Raw genomic sequence first — 14,059 nt, forward strand, 5'->3', positions numbered from 1 at the left:
TCCAGCCGGTGCAAATTAGCGGTGGGTTTGCCCCAATTCGCTCGCCTCGGACCGGTTTCGAGGCATTTTTTGTCGAATCCTCCACTTCATTCGACAAGTTCGTGATTTCAGCTTGCAAGCACATGTATACAAATGAAAGCTAAAAGTGCACAAAGGCATTGGATTGGATGACAGATGATTATTCGTGCAGCAGATAGCATTTTTGAAAGCCTAATAGACGAGATCATGGTCGGTCGGATGGCACCCGGCGAGCCCCTGGTTGAACAAGCATTGGCCGAACAGTTTGGGGTATCACGAACACCCGTGAGAGAGGCGTTGCACCGGTTGGCGCAAGCAGGCCTTGCCGAGCGCGGCGCAAGAAGAGCTTACATCGTGCGAGCGATGGCCCCCGGTGACCTAGCAGAACTGTTTGAAGCAACGGGCGAAGTGGAAAGCACACTTGCTGCTCTCGCTGCAAATAGGATGAGCGAAATCGAACGGCGCCAACTAGTGGCAGTCGTGGATAGCGGCGATGCCTGTGACGATCCAGCGGCCTACAGCGAAATTAACAGTCGCTTCCATGAGATGATAAAGCTTGGTGCGCGAAATTCGATCCTCGCCTCTACCTTGGATGAATTGAGCATGCGAACACTTGCGTGGCGGGCTGCCAATTTTCGGGAAGACAATAGACGGCTGGCATCTTCGCGTATTGAGCACCGTAAGATTGCCGAAGCAATACTTGGTCTGGATGCAGACACAACGCGGCGACTGATGTGCAGTCATGTCGCGTCCTCCTACCTCGTGCTGTCCGACATTCTCGCGCGCCGCACGTCCTAATGATGTTCTGAGCGATCCTGACCTAACCGACACCCAGAAGATCGAGGTTCTTCGTCGTTCGGAATACGGCGCAAGCGAGGTTAGTGTCGCTGAAGAAGAAGGTATGGCCCATACTGATGGCATTACACTCTATCAGGTCTTGCAAACTCTGTACCAACTGGTCCCTGATATCGACTCGGATCGACGCCCACCCAGCAAACAAGGCGGGCTGGACCGTGGTGCGCTTGGATCTCGTCTCAAGAAGGCCTGATTAGGCCTTCGGCAGCTGACGAACGGCCTGCCAGTTGTTGTTTTATGGTCCGATAGTCACTTACGCGACGCCAATGCCAGATCAATCTCTCTTTATGGCCGTCGCCTCGATTTCGACCTTGAACTCTTCGCGGGTGAAACCGCTTACGATAAGCAGGGTGGAGGCAGGGCGGATCGCGACATCGGCCAGCCATTCATCACGCACAGCCATATAGTCGGCGAAAAATGCGCGGTCGGTGACAAAGGCGCTGAGCCGGACAATATCAGCGCGGCCACAGCCCGCCTCGTGCAGGATCGCGTCGATGTTGGCAAAGCACTGCTCAGCCTGCTTGCGCACGTCCGCTGAACAGCTTCCATCAGGGGCAAGCCCAAGCTGCCCTGAAGTGACGACGAAACCGGACACAGGGCCGCTTTTGATTCCGTGGCTATAATCGCCAAACGGCGGCGCGATGCTGGTCGGATTAAGGGCTGTGGTCATGGTGGGGAATGCCTTTTCGCGCCAATTTTGAGTCGTCACGTCATGCCATAAATGGCCAACACACGTATAGCGCGCGCCTAAAACAGAGCGGAGTTAAGTTGTTTTTGCCCATTACTTGGGCGGCTCGGCAAGCAACGCGTAAAATTTAACCCAAAAGGCTCACGACTTTATGAAACCTGTCGATCCCTCTGTGCTTCCCATGGGGGCAACACACTAACGTCGTCTTCGGAATTCACCCTAGGAGACTATTATGACCCTTAAGCAATCCGTTGCCTTCGCAACGCTGGCCGCCGTGACCGCAAGCACCGCGATGGCCCAAGACCTTACGCCTGTTTCATTCGGCACCAACTGGTTGGCGCAAGCCGAGCACGGCGGGTTTTATCAATCCGTAGCAGATGGCACCTATGCGGAATGCGGTCTGGACGTCACAATCGTGCCCGGTGGCCCGCAGGTGAATAACCGCGCGCTAATGCTGGCGGGGCGCATTGATTATCACATGGGTGGCGATCTGTTGCAGGCCTTTACGGCCGCCAAAGAAGGTATTCCTGTCGTGGCTGTTATGGCGACATTCCAGAAACACCCGCAGGTTATCATTTCCCATCCAGGTCAGGCGAAAACATTCGCAGACCTCAAGGATTTGACGTTGTTGATCGGCGACAACGGGTTTGCATCATACTACCAGTGGATGATGGCGGAATACGGTTTTACCGTTGAACAACGCCAACCCTATACTTTTAACCCCGCGCCATTCGTCGCCGACAAAGGGATGGGGATGCAGGGCTATCTGTCTTCCGAACCTTATGTGATCGAAAAGGAAGCCGGTTTCGTGCCCGACATCTTCTTGATCGCGGATGCCGGATACTCCACCTACGCGACGACGGTTGAAACGATGGCCGATACCATCGCCGAACACCCCGAACAGGTTGCGTGCTTTGTCGATGGGTCGATCAAGGGTTGGTACAATTACCTGTACAACGATCATTCCGCAGCCGACGCGATGATCACCGCCGCCAACCCTGACATGACACAGGACAAGATCGACTTCGCCATTTCAAAGATGCTTTCAGAAGGCATCGTCGACAGTGGGGACGCGCTTGAACTTGGGATCGGGGCGATGACGGACGAGAAGATCGGCGACTTCTACGGCAAGATGGTCGAGGCCGGCGTCATAGAAGGCGATCTGGATTATTCGTCCGCCTATAACACTCAATTCGTCAACGCGAAGGTTGGAATGGACCTTCGTTAACCCACGTCCGAATTGACTGACAGGGGCGACATCCTTCGCCCCTGTCACTGCTCAAGAAAGCATGAAATGTCCAATACCTCTTCAATTCCCCCCATGGGACAGCGTGACGAGCTGTTGCAGATGTCCAATGTCGACAAGGTTTTTAACGGCAATGTCGAGGCCCTCAAGGACCTGAACCTGACCGTAAACCAAGGAGATTTCATATCATTGCTTGGACCATCGGGTTGCGGGAAATCCACCGCTTTGCGTCTGATTGCGGGCTTGATGCGCCAGACGTCGGGGCAGATCACATGGAACGGCGGGTTGAACGAAGGAGATCTTGGCGTTGTGTTTCAAGAACCCACGCTGATGCCTTGGGCGACCGTTGAACAAAACGTTTGGCTGCCGCATCGCTTGCGCGGCAAATCCATGGACGATGTGCGCGGTGATATTATGTGGGCGCTTAAAATGGTAGGACTGGAGAACTTTCAGAAATCCTATCCCCGTGAATTATCGGGCGGTATGAAAATGCGGGTTTCGATTGCCCGCGCGCTGGTAACGCAACCGCGGCTGATCCTCATGGACGAGCCCTTTGCGGCACTTGATGAAATCACCCGTCACAAGCTCAACAATGATTTGCTGATGCTGCGCGACAAGCTCAAATGCACCGTCATTTTTGTCACCCACTCTGTGTTTGAATCGGTCTTCCTGTCGGATCGTATCGTCGTGATGGCAGCGCGGCCCGGTCGGGTGTCCGCCGAAGTCACCGTCGATGCGCCATACCCGCGCACCGAAGAATTCCGCACATCTGCTGATTATGCGGACCTGTGCCGCAAAGCATCCGGTGCGTTGCATGGCGCGATGAACCAACATGGCGAAAGGGCATCAGCATGAGCGTGTCAGATATGCAGACCCCCATCGTGGACCTTGAAGAACAGGAATATGCCCGGGCCAAACAGCGTGAAAAAATCGCAAAATGGGCCTTGCCCGCGATTATGCTGTTTCTGGCGATCTTTCTTTGGGACCGAATTGTCGTATGGAACGGCATTCCCCACTATATTCTGCCGCGCCCTGGTCTGGTGATGCAGACCCTCATCGAAGATTGGGCGATGTTGTCAGATGCACTTTGGGTGACGCTCAAAATCACGCTTATGGCGCTTGGCGTTGCTGTCGTTGGTGGTGTCGGGCTTGCGGTTATGTTCACGCAGTCGCGTTATTTCGAAATGGCGTTTTATCCCTTTGCGGTGATTTTGCAGGTTACGCCTGTCGTCGCGATTGCGCCGCTGATCTTTATCTACGTCGACAACCGCCTTGCCGGACTACTTTTGTGTGCGTGGATCGTGGCGTTCTTTCCGATCCTGTCCAACACGACACTTGGCCTTAATTCCACCGATCACAACCTGCGCGACCTTTATAAAATTTACGGTGCTACACGCTGGCAACGTCTGAGGTTTCTGCAATTGCCAACGGCCCTGCCTTACTTCCTTGGCGGTCTACGGATCGCGGGCGGGCTGTCGTTGATTGGTGCGGTTGTGGCAGAATATGTCGCCGGAACCGGCGGCATTGGTTCAGGCCTTGCGTTCCGCATCCTTGAAGCGGGGTACCGCCTAAATATTCCACGTATGTTCGCGGCGCTTTTGTTGATCGCCGTCACCGGGGTCGTGATTTTCACACTCGCCTCACTACTCAGCCACGCGCTTTTGCACAAATGGCATGAAAGCGCCATCAAACGGGAGAATTAATGAAATTTTGCGTTTTGCCCAGCGGCGTGAAGACACTTCGAAATGTCACCATACCGGCCTGTCTTATCGGTCAAAGCGGTGATCTCATAACCACTGACCTCACCATCAAAGATGGTATGATTACATCAACGGACGCTGGGCAACCGGCCGAAACTGTAATCGAAATGAACGGCGCAATGGCCTTGCCATGCTTTGTCGATATGCACACGCATCTGGACAAAGGGCATATCTGGCCGCGCGCGTCCAACCCTGACGGATCGTTCATGGGGGCGTTAACGACAGTACGCGAAGACCATGTGAACTGGACGGCGGCAGACGTAGAGGCACGAATGGATTTCGGCTTGCGGTGTGCCTATGCCCACGGCACCAAGGCCATTCGCACCCATATCGACAGCGCCGATGACCTTGCAGTGTCGTCCTTTGGCGTGGTGGCGAAACTACAGAAAAAATGGGCGGGCAAGGTCGCATTGCAGGCGTCCTGTCTGGTCGCCATTGACCGTGTGTTCCGCGACAAGGACATCTTTCCCGAGGTTGCCAAAATTGTCGCAGATACGGGCAATGTCCTAGGCGCCGTGACCTACCCGGTGCCCGACCTGCAAGACCGCCTCAACGACTTCTTCCACTTCGCGCAGAAATATGACCTCGACGTGGATTTTCACGTGGATGAAACCAACGACCCGACTTCAGACACGCTGCGCACAATCGCTGAAACGGTGCTTGGGCTTGGGTTCAAAAACAAGGTCACCGTGGGCCATTGCTGTTCAATTTCTGTGATGCCTGATGACGTCGCTGCCGAGATCATTGCGCTTGTCGCCAAGGCAGGGTTGCATGTCGTGTCCCTGCCGATGTGCAACATGTACCTGCAAGACCGCGAAGCCGGCCGCACACCGCGTTGGCGCGGCGTCACAATGGCGCATGAATTAAAAGCGGCAGGCGTCAACGTCTCGTTTGCATCCGACAACACCCGCGACCCGTTCTATGCTTACGGTGATCTCGACATGGTTGAAGTCATGCGCGAAGCCACGCGGATTTGCCACCTGGATCACGGGTTAACCGACTGGCCCACGTCTTTTGTCACCAACCCAGCACGCGCCTGCGGTTTCGAAACCCCAAGCCTGAACGCGGGCGCACCCGCCGATCTGATCCTGTGCAGTGCACGCACATGGACAGAGTTTTTCTCTCGTCCTCAGTCGGATCGCATCGTGTTGCGAAACGGTGATCCGATCGACCGCACCCTACCGTCCTATACAGAACTCGACATGATTGTGAGCAAGCCATGACCCCCAATATCGCCGATGCAAAAGCCAAACTGTCCCATCTGGATATGGAACAAAACCCTGCTACCGTGCGGAACAAGTCGCGTGATTTCTTTTGGTATTCCCCGGTTTTGAAGGATGCGATGGATCACCTTGAAGCTGACTTTGTGATCAACGCAAAATCCGAAGACGAGATCATCGAGATTTTGCGTGTCTGTTACGCCCACGATGTCCCTGTCACCATGCGCGGGGGTGGCACAGGCAACTACGGCCAAGCCATGCCGCTTGCGGGGGGCTGCGTGATCCATGTCGCCAAAATGAACAAGGTCAAGGAAATCGGCGCGGGCTACGTCGTGGTGGAACCCGGCGCAGTGATCAAAGAACTCGACGACGAGTTAAAGGAAAAGAGCGGCCAAGAATTGCGCATGTATCCATCAACCTATTCGCAGGCGACCATCGGTGGATTTATCGCTGGCGGTTCGGGGGGGTGCGGCTCTGCTGCGTGGGGTGCGTTGCGCGATATCGGCAACATCAAGCGCCTGCGCGTTGTCACGATGGAGGCTGAACCACGGGTTCTGGAATTCACGGGCGAAGAGCTCCACAGGGTGTCTCATGCTTATGGCACCAACGGCATCATCACCGAATTGGAACTGCCCTTAGCCCCTGCCTATGACTGGACGGAATTGTTTGTGCGGTTCGACACCTTCCGCGCGGCGACAGAGTTTGCAGGTGTCGCCACCGCCGAGCCTGGAATTTTGGTTAAGCTCGCGTCGGTTTATGCGGCCCCCATTGCACATGCTTACTTTCAACGGGTCAAACCCCATGTCACCGAAGACGACCACCTTGTCGGGCTGATGGTGGCGCCCCACAATATGGATGGGTTGGTGACTTTGCTCGAACGCTTTGAAGGCGGCAATGTGATCTATCGTTCTGACGACGTCACATGGGACCGCCATCCCGGTCCTATGTATGAATTCGGCTGGAACCACACGACATTGCGGGCAATGAAGTTCAACAAGGGCCTGACCTATTTGCAGGTCCGCTATGGTAGCGACATTGAAAAAGTCATGGCCGCCTACGAGACCTTTAAGGGCAAGCTACACATGCACCTTGAGGTGATGCGCGACGGTGCGGGCATTTCGTTTGCCGGGCTGCCAATTGTGGAACCGATGGACAAAGATGCGCTTGATCAGTTGGTCGCAGAGCATGAAGCCATGGATTGCATGATCTTCAACCCACACCGCTACACGCTTGAAGAGGGCGGGCGGCAATCCACGGATATGCGCCAGCTTGATTTCAAACGCGAATCCGACCCCAAGGGGCTTCTTAATCCTGGCAAGATGATTGCGTGGGACGAACCGGATTTTGATTACGCTGATATGTATTCGTACAAAAACATCCGCACCAAGCCCGAGGCCGTCGAATGATGGCAGCATCACCCAAAGGACGTGTATTGGTCCTTTTCGCCCATCCTTGCCCCGAAAGCTTTAATGCTGCGGTGCATGACGTCGTCGTGCAAACGCTGACCAAATCGGGCTGGGACGTTGATGATTGCGACCTCAACAAAGAGGGGTTTCAGCCTGTCCTGACCGAGGTCGAGCGGCGTGGTTACCACGAGGAACCCGAGAACATCGAGCCGGTGCGGCCCTACGTCGAACGCGTCAAAGCGGCTGATGCCATTGTGATGGTATTTCCGGTGTGGAATTTTGGGTACCCCGCGATCCTCAAGGGTTTCTTGGATCGTGTTTTTCTACCCGGAATTTCGTTCAAATTGGTCGATGGAAAGGTGCGGCCCGGCCTGACCAACATTAAGAAGCTATATGCCTGCACGACATATGGTGGCACCCGTTGGCGCGCCATTCAGAATGCAGACCCACCCCGCAAAACAGTGACCCGCGCGGTATGGTACGCCTGTGGAATGCCGCAGAAAAAATACATCGGTCTTTATGATATGAACCGAAATTCCGAGGCGACGCTTAAGGCGCACCTTGAACGGGTTCGCCGTGAGATGGAGGCGTTTTAGCAATGAAAGCGCTGGTCGTGTACTGCCACCCCCGCGAAGGTTCATTTAATGCCGCGATCCGCGATTTGGTCATTTCACAGTTGAAGGCAAAGGGCGTAAAATATCGCTTGCGTGATCTCTATGCGGAGCGGTTCGATCCAACGTTGTCGGCACATGATCACGAGGTCTACGAGACAGTTCCCGAAAACCGTGCGCGCGTGGATCGCGACTGTCGTGATCTGGAATGGTGTGACGCGCTGATCTTTATCTATCCGACATGGTGGTACGGGCTGCCCGCAATGCTAAAGGGCTGGCTGGATCGTGTAATGGTTCCTGGGGTGTCGTTCATCATGCCCGATACCGATCGCGGACTAATCAAGCCAGGCCTAACGCATATCACAAAGCTGGGTGTTTTTACGACATGTGGTGCGTCCCGTTGGCTTACCTTCTTTGTCGGGGCACCGGGCAAACGTACGCTTTTGCGTGGTGTCCGTTTGCTGCTGGCAAAACGGTGCAGGACCAGGTTTGCAGCGCATTTTTTGATGGACAGCTCCACGCCTCAAACCCGCGCAGCACATCTTGATGTTGTCAAAACCCGCCTTAACCAACTTATTCATATATAACGTACAGGAAACCTAACGATGGACATACCTGTCATAGACTGGAGCCGTTTTACGAGCGGCGACGACCCTGCTGGGGTCGTGGCTGATTTGGGTCAGGCCTGCCGAGAGACTGGATTTTTCGTCATCAAGGGTCACGGTATTCCCCAAGATATGATCACGAATGTCTTTGCGATGGCCGACAAGTTCTTTGCGCTTTCCATTCCCGAAAAAGAGGAAGTTGCCATTTCGAAAAACCCGCATAATCGCGGGTGGGCGCAGTTGGGCAGCGAGGCCTTGGATGAAACGTCAGGTCTTAAAGATCGGAAGGAAGCTTTTAACGTTGGGTTCGACTTGGCCCCCGATGATCCGCGCGTGCTCGCGGGTGATCCGTTTCGGGGTGTGAACGTCTGGCCCAACGTGACTGGCTTCAAGGACGTCATGCTAGATTATTACGCCCGCGTCCTCACCCTTGGTCGTGAATTGCATCGCGCGTTCGAGGCGGACTTGGGTCTGCCGCTTGGCTATTTTGAACCGCATTTCACCGAACCTATGGCGACTTTGCGGGTGTTGTCATACCCCGCCGCCCCGGATGGCGAGGGGATCGGCGCGGGGGCGCACAGCGATTACGGGTCGGTCACGCTATTGATGACCGATGGTGTTGCAGGCCTGCAGGTCAAGCCGCGCGGGGGTGATTGGACGTCCGTGCCCCATATCAATGGCGCATTTATCGTCAACATCGGGGATTGCCTGATGCGCTGGTCCAACGACATCTACGTGTCGACGCCACACCGCGTATTGCCCCCGAAAACCGCCCGGCGATCTATCGCGTTCTTCCTTGATCCTAATCCCGACAGCGTCATCGCCGCGCTGCCTGGCACAGGACCCGCCAAACACTCACCAATAACGGGCGCGGACTATCTGCGCGCGCGCCTTGATGCCACCTACAAGCCGGAGCCTACACAATGAGACGCCTTAACTGGTCCGAATTTCGCACAACAGAATTTGCCGATTTCGACCCCGAAAAAACCATCGCAATTTTGCCCACCGCCGCCATCGAGCAGCATGGGCCGCACCTGCCAGTAGGGGTGGACACGTTCATCAACGAAGGGATGCTCGCCCGCCTACGCGAGACTTTGCCCGATGACATCACAGTTCTGATCCTTCCTGTTCAGGCTGTCGGTAAATCTAACGAACACATCCACGCCAAAGGCACGCTGACGTATACAGCCAAAACGGCGCTGGACGCATGGACGGAAATCGGCCTGTCCGTGGCGCGCGCCGGCATCAAAAAGATGGTGATCGTCAATTCTCACGGCGGTAACCTTGATCTGATTTCCATTCTGGGCCGCGAGTTGCGGGTGCAGGCGGGAATGATGGTGGTTAAGTGCCAATGGGGAAATTTTGGCAAACCCGAAGGGATGTTTTCCGATCAAGAGAACAAATTCGGGATACATGGCGGCGACTACGAAACATCGTTGATGCTACATTTCAAACCTCACCTTGTGGACATGGCGCAGGCTAAAGATTTCCGTTCAACCGCAGAAACCGCGCCCATCTCCCCGATTGGTCCCGTTAATCTTGCATGGGTTTCCAAAGACCTGAACGTGGCCGGCACCGTTGGCGAAGCGCACCTTGCCACGGCGGAAAAAGGAAAAGCGGCCTGTAAACTTCAGGTGGCGGGGTTCATCGACATGTTGGCGAAGTTGCGTGACTTACCGACAGATGGGTATGCCCGCACAATCCCGGATAATTGAGCCGCGAAAATGCACCTAAAGCGGCTGTCTGATTCCCGCCCTTTGTGAAGGATGGCACGATCGGCCCAGAGCCGATCTTTGCGGTGCAGTTAAATTTCTGTCGACCTTTGACCGCCCAAATGGGGATGAACTTCGCAGGATTATGCTGCTCACATCGACTTCAAGCTCAAGCGTTTTGGAAGCCGCGCCCATCGGGCGGACATTCTATGCTGGTCTATAACAGATGCTTGAACACACCGAAAAGATCGCGCTGTGACGAAATAACGAGCTTCCTGTAAAGGTTGCGGCGGTGGACCTTGCTGGTCTCGGTTGCAATATCAAGGATCTTAGCGGCCGAGCCATTTGAATGCCCTTTGAGCACCAACCCTGCAATCTGCGCCTCACGCTGGGTGAGGTTGATGTTCAATCGGTCCCGGGCGTGGGCTCGGATTATATCGGCCAGCGGTGGCCGTGCAGAAATCGGTTGGGCAGAGGGCGGCGGGGCCGCGGCCTCGCAATGCTGCAACAGTAATTCGAGCAACAAAGGTGCATAGGTTCGCAAATACCGTAATTCGCCCCGCCGAAACGCCCCCTGTTCGCCGCGCCGACTCATCGACAAATGGGCGACGCCTCCGTTGCTCATGGGCGCTAGTAGGCCCACCTCGTCACAAAGCCCGGTGCCGCGATAGTATCGCAGATAGTATTCGCTCGAAAAGAAACGGTCCGGCGCGATGTCCGAGAGGCGGAACAGCCCCCCGCCTTCCGGCAAATTTCGGTGCAGATAAAACGGATCAAAGCCGTAGCTGCCCTCCATATAGTCTTCCAGCGGCCTGCCAAGCAGCTTCTCTGGCTCAATCCAACGATTCAGTAGCACGGGCCGCTGGCCCGGATCAAAGCGCAGGATCAGAAAGGTGCCAAAGGCCATGCGCGCAGAGAATATGGCCTTGTAGGCCTCGAAAAAATCCGGACTCCCGACGGCGCGCAGGGCGTTTCGAAGTTGGCCAACTGCCAAGTCTGTCAGCGTATCGCTCAAAAAATACTCCGGAATCAGATCGAAAAAGGCAAATATCTACCCCTGACGGGGTATATTCTCCAATTCAAATTGGCGCAATCATGCAGACTAAGTTTTGATCAAAAACACAAAGCAAACGGGCGATCAGGGGGAATAATGACCGTAGCAGTTAGCGCCGAGTCCTTGCGGAAAGTGTATCCGGGCAGCCCGCCCGTCGAGGCGCTGGCAAGCATTGACCTGGAGATACAGGACAACGAATTCTTCACCCTATTGGGGCCTTCAGGCTGCGGCAAGACCACTCTGCTGCGGCTAATTGCTGGATTTGAGCATCCGACTTCTGGTCGTCTGGATATGTTCGGTGAAAGCCTGCTGGAATCCCCGCCCTACAAGCGACCGATCAACACCGTCTTTCAGAACTACGCGCTTTTCCCGCATATGACTGTGGCCGAAAACATCGGCTTCGGATTGCAAATGCTGGGCACGCCAAAGGACTCGATCAAAGCCACCGTTGGCGAGATGATGGAACTGGTGCAGATGTCCCAATTGGCAGATCGGCAGACCAGCCAGATCTCCGGCGGGCAACAGCAGCGCGTCGCCCTTGCGCGTGCGCTGGCACCGAGGCCCAAGATCCTTTTGCTGGATGAGCCGCTCAGCGCGCTGGATTTCAAACTTCGTAAACAGATGCAGCTGGAGCTCAAGCGCCTGCAGACCGAAACCGCCATCACATTTATCTTCGTAACCCACGATCAAGAAGAAGCGCTGACCATGTCGGACCGCATCGCGGTCATGTCCAATGGTGCGATCCGGCAGATTGGCCGCCCGCGCGAAATCTACGACCGCCCGGCGGATCGTTTCGTGGCCGACTTTATCGGTGACACGAACTTCCTCTCAGCGGAGGTGATCTCAATCACCGGCGAAACCGCGCAGCTCCGGCTCTCTTCGGGCCAAGTGGTAGAGGCCCACGCGAACGACGGGTCGCAGGGTAAGGTGACACTGGCTCTGCGCCCTGAACATGCGCAACTAACGGCTGAAGGCGCAGGTGTACTCGCAGGTACATTACGCGAGGTAGTTTATTTCGGCACCGATACGCATCTCTATGTCACGCTCGATGACGGCGATGAGTTCATCTTGCGTCAGCAAAATGCGCCGACGATCGACAACAGCTTTACTGCGGGGGACCGGGTTGGGGTGACCTTCCCTGCTCGTGCCGCTCAGGTTCTGAGGGATTGACCGATGGCTGAGCTTTCAAACACCGTCGCCAAACGCGCCTCTCGCACCCGCTGGCTGCTGCTGACGCCGGCGCTGATCATCCTAATTTTCGCCGCCAGCGGACCGCTTTTGATTACGCTTTTCTATTCCTTCCTCACTCCCGGCGACTATGGCGGTGTGGTTTGGGATTTCTCGACTGACGCGTGGTTCGGCGTGCTAATGCAGCGCGATATCTTTGACGACACGCTGGGCTGGTCAGACGCGCATCTGAGCATCTTCTGGCGGTCGCTGAAGCTGTCGATCCTGACTACCATCGCCTGCCTGTTCTTTGGCTTTCCTACCGCCTACTTCATCGCGACGCGGCCTAAAAAGCAGCGCGAGTTTTGGATGTTGCTGATCATCATCCCCTTCTGGACCAATCTTCTGATCCGAACCTTTGCGATCCTCGAATTGATCCGAAATGAGGGGACTGTGAACTCGATCCTGATTGCACTGGGGATCATTGATGAACCAATCCAGATGCTGTTCACCGAATTTTCGATCATCCTTGGCATGGTCTATGTCTACCTGCCGCTGATGGTTCTGCCGATCTACGCCTCACTTGAGCGGCTGGACTTCCGGCTCGTTGAGGCGGGTTATGACCTCTATGCCACGCGGCTGCATGTGCTGCGTCGGATCATCCTGCCCTTGGTCAAGCCCGGCGTGATTGCCGGATCAATCCTCGTGCTGGTGCCATCGCTTGGGGCCTATGTGACACCGCGTGTCATGGGCGGCGGCAACCAGCTAATGATCGGCAACCTGATCGAATTACAGTTTGGACAGGGGCGGAATTGGCCTTTAGGTGCGGCGCTGTCGATCACCTTGTTGGCAATCGTGATGGTCGCCCTGCTGGCCTATGTCCGTGCCGCAGGGAACGAGGAGGTGCAGCATGGCTAAACGCGGCTTTGACATTCGCAAGCTCACCGGCTTTTCCAGCATCGCGATGGCCTGTTTCTTTATGCTCTACATCCCAATTGTGCTGCTGGTGGTCTATTCCTTCAACGCTGGCACCTCCATCGCGATCTGGGAGGGATTTTCATGGCGCTGGTATGTCTCGGCCTGGGACAACGAGATGGTGCAAGAGGCGACGGTCCGCAGCCTCGTGATCGCAGTCTCCGCCGCCACCATCTCAACCTCTGTCGCGGTGCTGGCCGCCCTTGCCACTACACGCACTGGAAAATTTCGCGGGCAGACGGCGGTCTTTGCGCTCATCCACCAGCCCCTGATGGTGCCTGAGATCGTAACGGCAGTGGCGCTCTTAATTTTCTTTGCCTCGATAAAGGTCGTGACGGGCTACACTGGGCTATTGTATCTGATCATCGCGCATTCGGCCTTCTGCATCCCCTTTGCCTATCTGCCGATCCGGGCGCGGTTGCAGGGCATGGACCTCAGTCTCGAACAGGCCGCGGCGGACCTTTACGGCACGCCATTCAAGGTCTTTCGCTACATCACCCTGCCGCAGCTTTGGCCCGGCATCCTCGCCGGAGCGATGCTGGCATTCGTCATCAGCCTTGATGATGTGGTCATTACCGAGTTCGTGAAATCCGCCGGGCAGGACACCCTGCCAACCTATATGCTGGGCCAATTACGCCGGGTGGTGACGCCAGAGATCAACGCAATTTCGACCGTGTTGCTCTGCATCTCTATTATAATGGTGATCGCCTACACCCTACTCAACAAAGTCAGAAAATAACCA

At 55.6% G+C, this 14,059-nt stretch carries 16 protein-coding genes; 14 read left to right on the forward strand and 2 right to left on the reverse strand.

Translation table 11 applies throughout. The features are described from left to right. The first annotated feature begins 174 nt into the window (after positions 1 to 174). Positions 175 to 816: a GntR family transcriptional regulator gene (locus AADJ11_RS17275; RefSeq protein WP_341235681.1), complete on the forward strand. Its 642-nt coding sequence runs from the start codon at positions 175 to 177 to the stop codon at positions 814 to 816. A 103-nt stretch (positions 817 to 919) separates the two neighbouring features. Next, positions 920 to 1,066, forward strand: a complete 147-nt coding sequence (locus AADJ11_RS17280; protein ID WP_341235682.1) for a hypothetical protein — start codon at positions 920 to 922, stop codon at positions 1,064 to 1,066. 81 nt (positions 1,067 to 1,147) lie between these two features. Here AADJ11_RS17280 and AADJ11_RS17285 read toward each other — a convergent pair whose 3' ends face one another. After that, positions 1,148 to 1,543 carry a RidA family protein gene (locus AADJ11_RS17285; protein ID WP_341235683.1) on the reverse strand — a complete coding sequence of 132 codons (396 nt, stop codon included), beginning with the start codon at positions 1,541 to 1,543 and terminating at the stop codon, positions 1,148 to 1,150. 250 nt (positions 1,544 to 1,793) lie between these two features. Between AADJ11_RS17285 and AADJ11_RS17290 the strand changes: the two genes are divergently transcribed. The 9 genes from AADJ11_RS17290 to AADJ11_RS17330 all read left to right on the forward strand — a co-directional run bounded on the left by AADJ11_RS17290 (position 1,794) and on the right by AADJ11_RS17330 (position 10,124). Beyond that, a complete protein-coding gene (locus AADJ11_RS17290; RefSeq protein ID WP_341235684.1) occupies positions 1,794 to 2,789 on the forward strand; it encodes an ABC transporter substrate-binding protein in 996 nt (331 codons plus the stop codon). A gap of 66 nt (positions 2,790 to 2,855) precedes the next feature. Then, the gene (locus AADJ11_RS17295) at positions 2,856 to 3,662 is read left to right on the forward strand and encodes an ABC transporter ATP-binding protein (RefSeq protein ID WP_341235685.1); all 807 of its coding nucleotides are present in this window, start codon (positions 2,856 to 2,858) and stop codon (positions 3,660 to 3,662) included. Beyond that, positions 3,659 to 4,510 carry an ABC transporter permease gene (locus tag AADJ11_RS17300; protein WP_341235686.1) on the forward strand — a complete coding sequence of 284 codons (852 nt, stop codon included), beginning with the start codon at positions 3,659 to 3,661 and terminating at the stop codon, positions 4,508 to 4,510. The genes AADJ11_RS17295 and AADJ11_RS17300 overlap by 4 nt, the downstream gene beginning before the upstream one ends. After that, positions 4,510 to 5,790: a cytosine deaminase gene (locus tag AADJ11_RS17305; RefSeq protein ID WP_341235687.1), complete on the forward strand. Its 1,281-nt coding sequence runs from the start codon at positions 4,510 to 4,512 to the stop codon at positions 5,788 to 5,790. Before AADJ11_RS17300 ends, AADJ11_RS17305 begins: the two co-directional genes overlap by 1 nt. After that, positions 5,787 to 7,193: an FAD-binding oxidoreductase gene (locus AADJ11_RS17310; RefSeq protein ID WP_341235688.1), complete on the forward strand. Its 1,407-nt coding sequence runs from the start codon at positions 5,787 to 5,789 to the stop codon at positions 7,191 to 7,193. The genes AADJ11_RS17305 and AADJ11_RS17310 overlap by 4 nt, the downstream gene beginning before the upstream one ends. Before the next feature lie 26 nt (positions 7,194 to 7,219). Further along, on the forward strand, positions 7,220 to 7,789 hold the full coding sequence (locus AADJ11_RS17315; RefSeq protein ID WP_341235689.1) for an NAD(P)H-dependent oxidoreductase: 570 nt from the start codon (positions 7,220 to 7,222) through the stop codon (positions 7,787 to 7,789). 2 nt (positions 7,790 to 7,791) lie between these two features. Next, positions 7,792 to 8,391, forward strand: a complete 600-nt coding sequence (locus tag AADJ11_RS17320) for an NAD(P)H-dependent oxidoreductase (RefSeq protein WP_341235690.1) — start codon at positions 7,792 to 7,794, stop codon at positions 8,389 to 8,391. Between the two features lie 18 nt (positions 8,392 to 8,409). Next, the gene (locus AADJ11_RS17325) at positions 8,410 to 9,336 is read left to right on the forward strand and encodes a 2-oxoglutarate and iron-dependent oxygenase domain-containing protein (protein ID WP_341235691.1); all 927 of its coding nucleotides are present in this window, start codon (positions 8,410 to 8,412) and stop codon (positions 9,334 to 9,336) included. Beyond that, the gene (locus AADJ11_RS17330) at positions 9,333 to 10,124 is read left to right on the forward strand and encodes a creatininase family protein (RefSeq protein ID WP_341235692.1); all 792 of its coding nucleotides are present in this window, start codon (positions 9,333 to 9,335) and stop codon (positions 10,122 to 10,124) included. The genes AADJ11_RS17325 and AADJ11_RS17330 overlap by 4 nt, the downstream gene beginning before the upstream one ends. A 214-nt stretch (positions 10,125 to 10,338) precedes the next feature. On the opposite strand, the gene AADJ11_RS17335 is transcribed toward AADJ11_RS17330, so the two are convergent. Next, complete coding sequence (locus AADJ11_RS17335) at positions 10,339 to 11,136, reverse strand: helix-turn-helix transcriptional regulator (RefSeq protein ID WP_341235693.1); 798 nt, start codon at positions 11,134 to 11,136, stop codon at positions 10,339 to 10,341. A 135-nt stretch (positions 11,137 to 11,271) separates the two neighbouring features. Here AADJ11_RS17335 and AADJ11_RS17340 point away from each other — a divergent pair, with 135 nt between their 5' ends. From AADJ11_RS17340 to AADJ11_RS17350, 3 genes are read left to right on the forward strand one after another with little or no spacing between them, the layout of a single operon-like run. Then, positions 11,272 to 12,345 carry an ABC transporter ATP-binding protein gene (locus tag AADJ11_RS17340; protein ID WP_341235694.1) on the forward strand — a complete coding sequence of 358 codons (1,074 nt, stop codon included), beginning with the start codon at positions 11,272 to 11,274 and terminating at the stop codon, positions 12,343 to 12,345. Positions 12,346 to 12,348: 3 nt separating this feature from the next. Further along, complete coding sequence (locus AADJ11_RS17345) at positions 12,349 to 13,260, forward strand: ABC transporter permease (protein WP_341235695.1); 912 nt, start codon at positions 12,349 to 12,351, stop codon at positions 13,258 to 13,260. Continuing rightward, positions 13,253 to 14,056 carry an ABC transporter permease gene (locus AADJ11_RS17350; RefSeq protein WP_341235696.1) on the forward strand — a complete coding sequence of 268 codons (804 nt, stop codon included), beginning with the start codon at positions 13,253 to 13,255 and terminating at the stop codon, positions 14,054 to 14,056. Before AADJ11_RS17345 ends, AADJ11_RS17350 begins: the two co-directional genes overlap by 8 nt. Positions 14,057 to 14,059: the final 3 nt, after the last annotated feature.

Source organism: uncultured Sulfitobacter sp., from assembly GCF_964021855.1.
GTDB lineage: Bacteria > Pseudomonadota > Alphaproteobacteria > Rhodobacterales > Rhodobacteraceae > Sulfitobacter.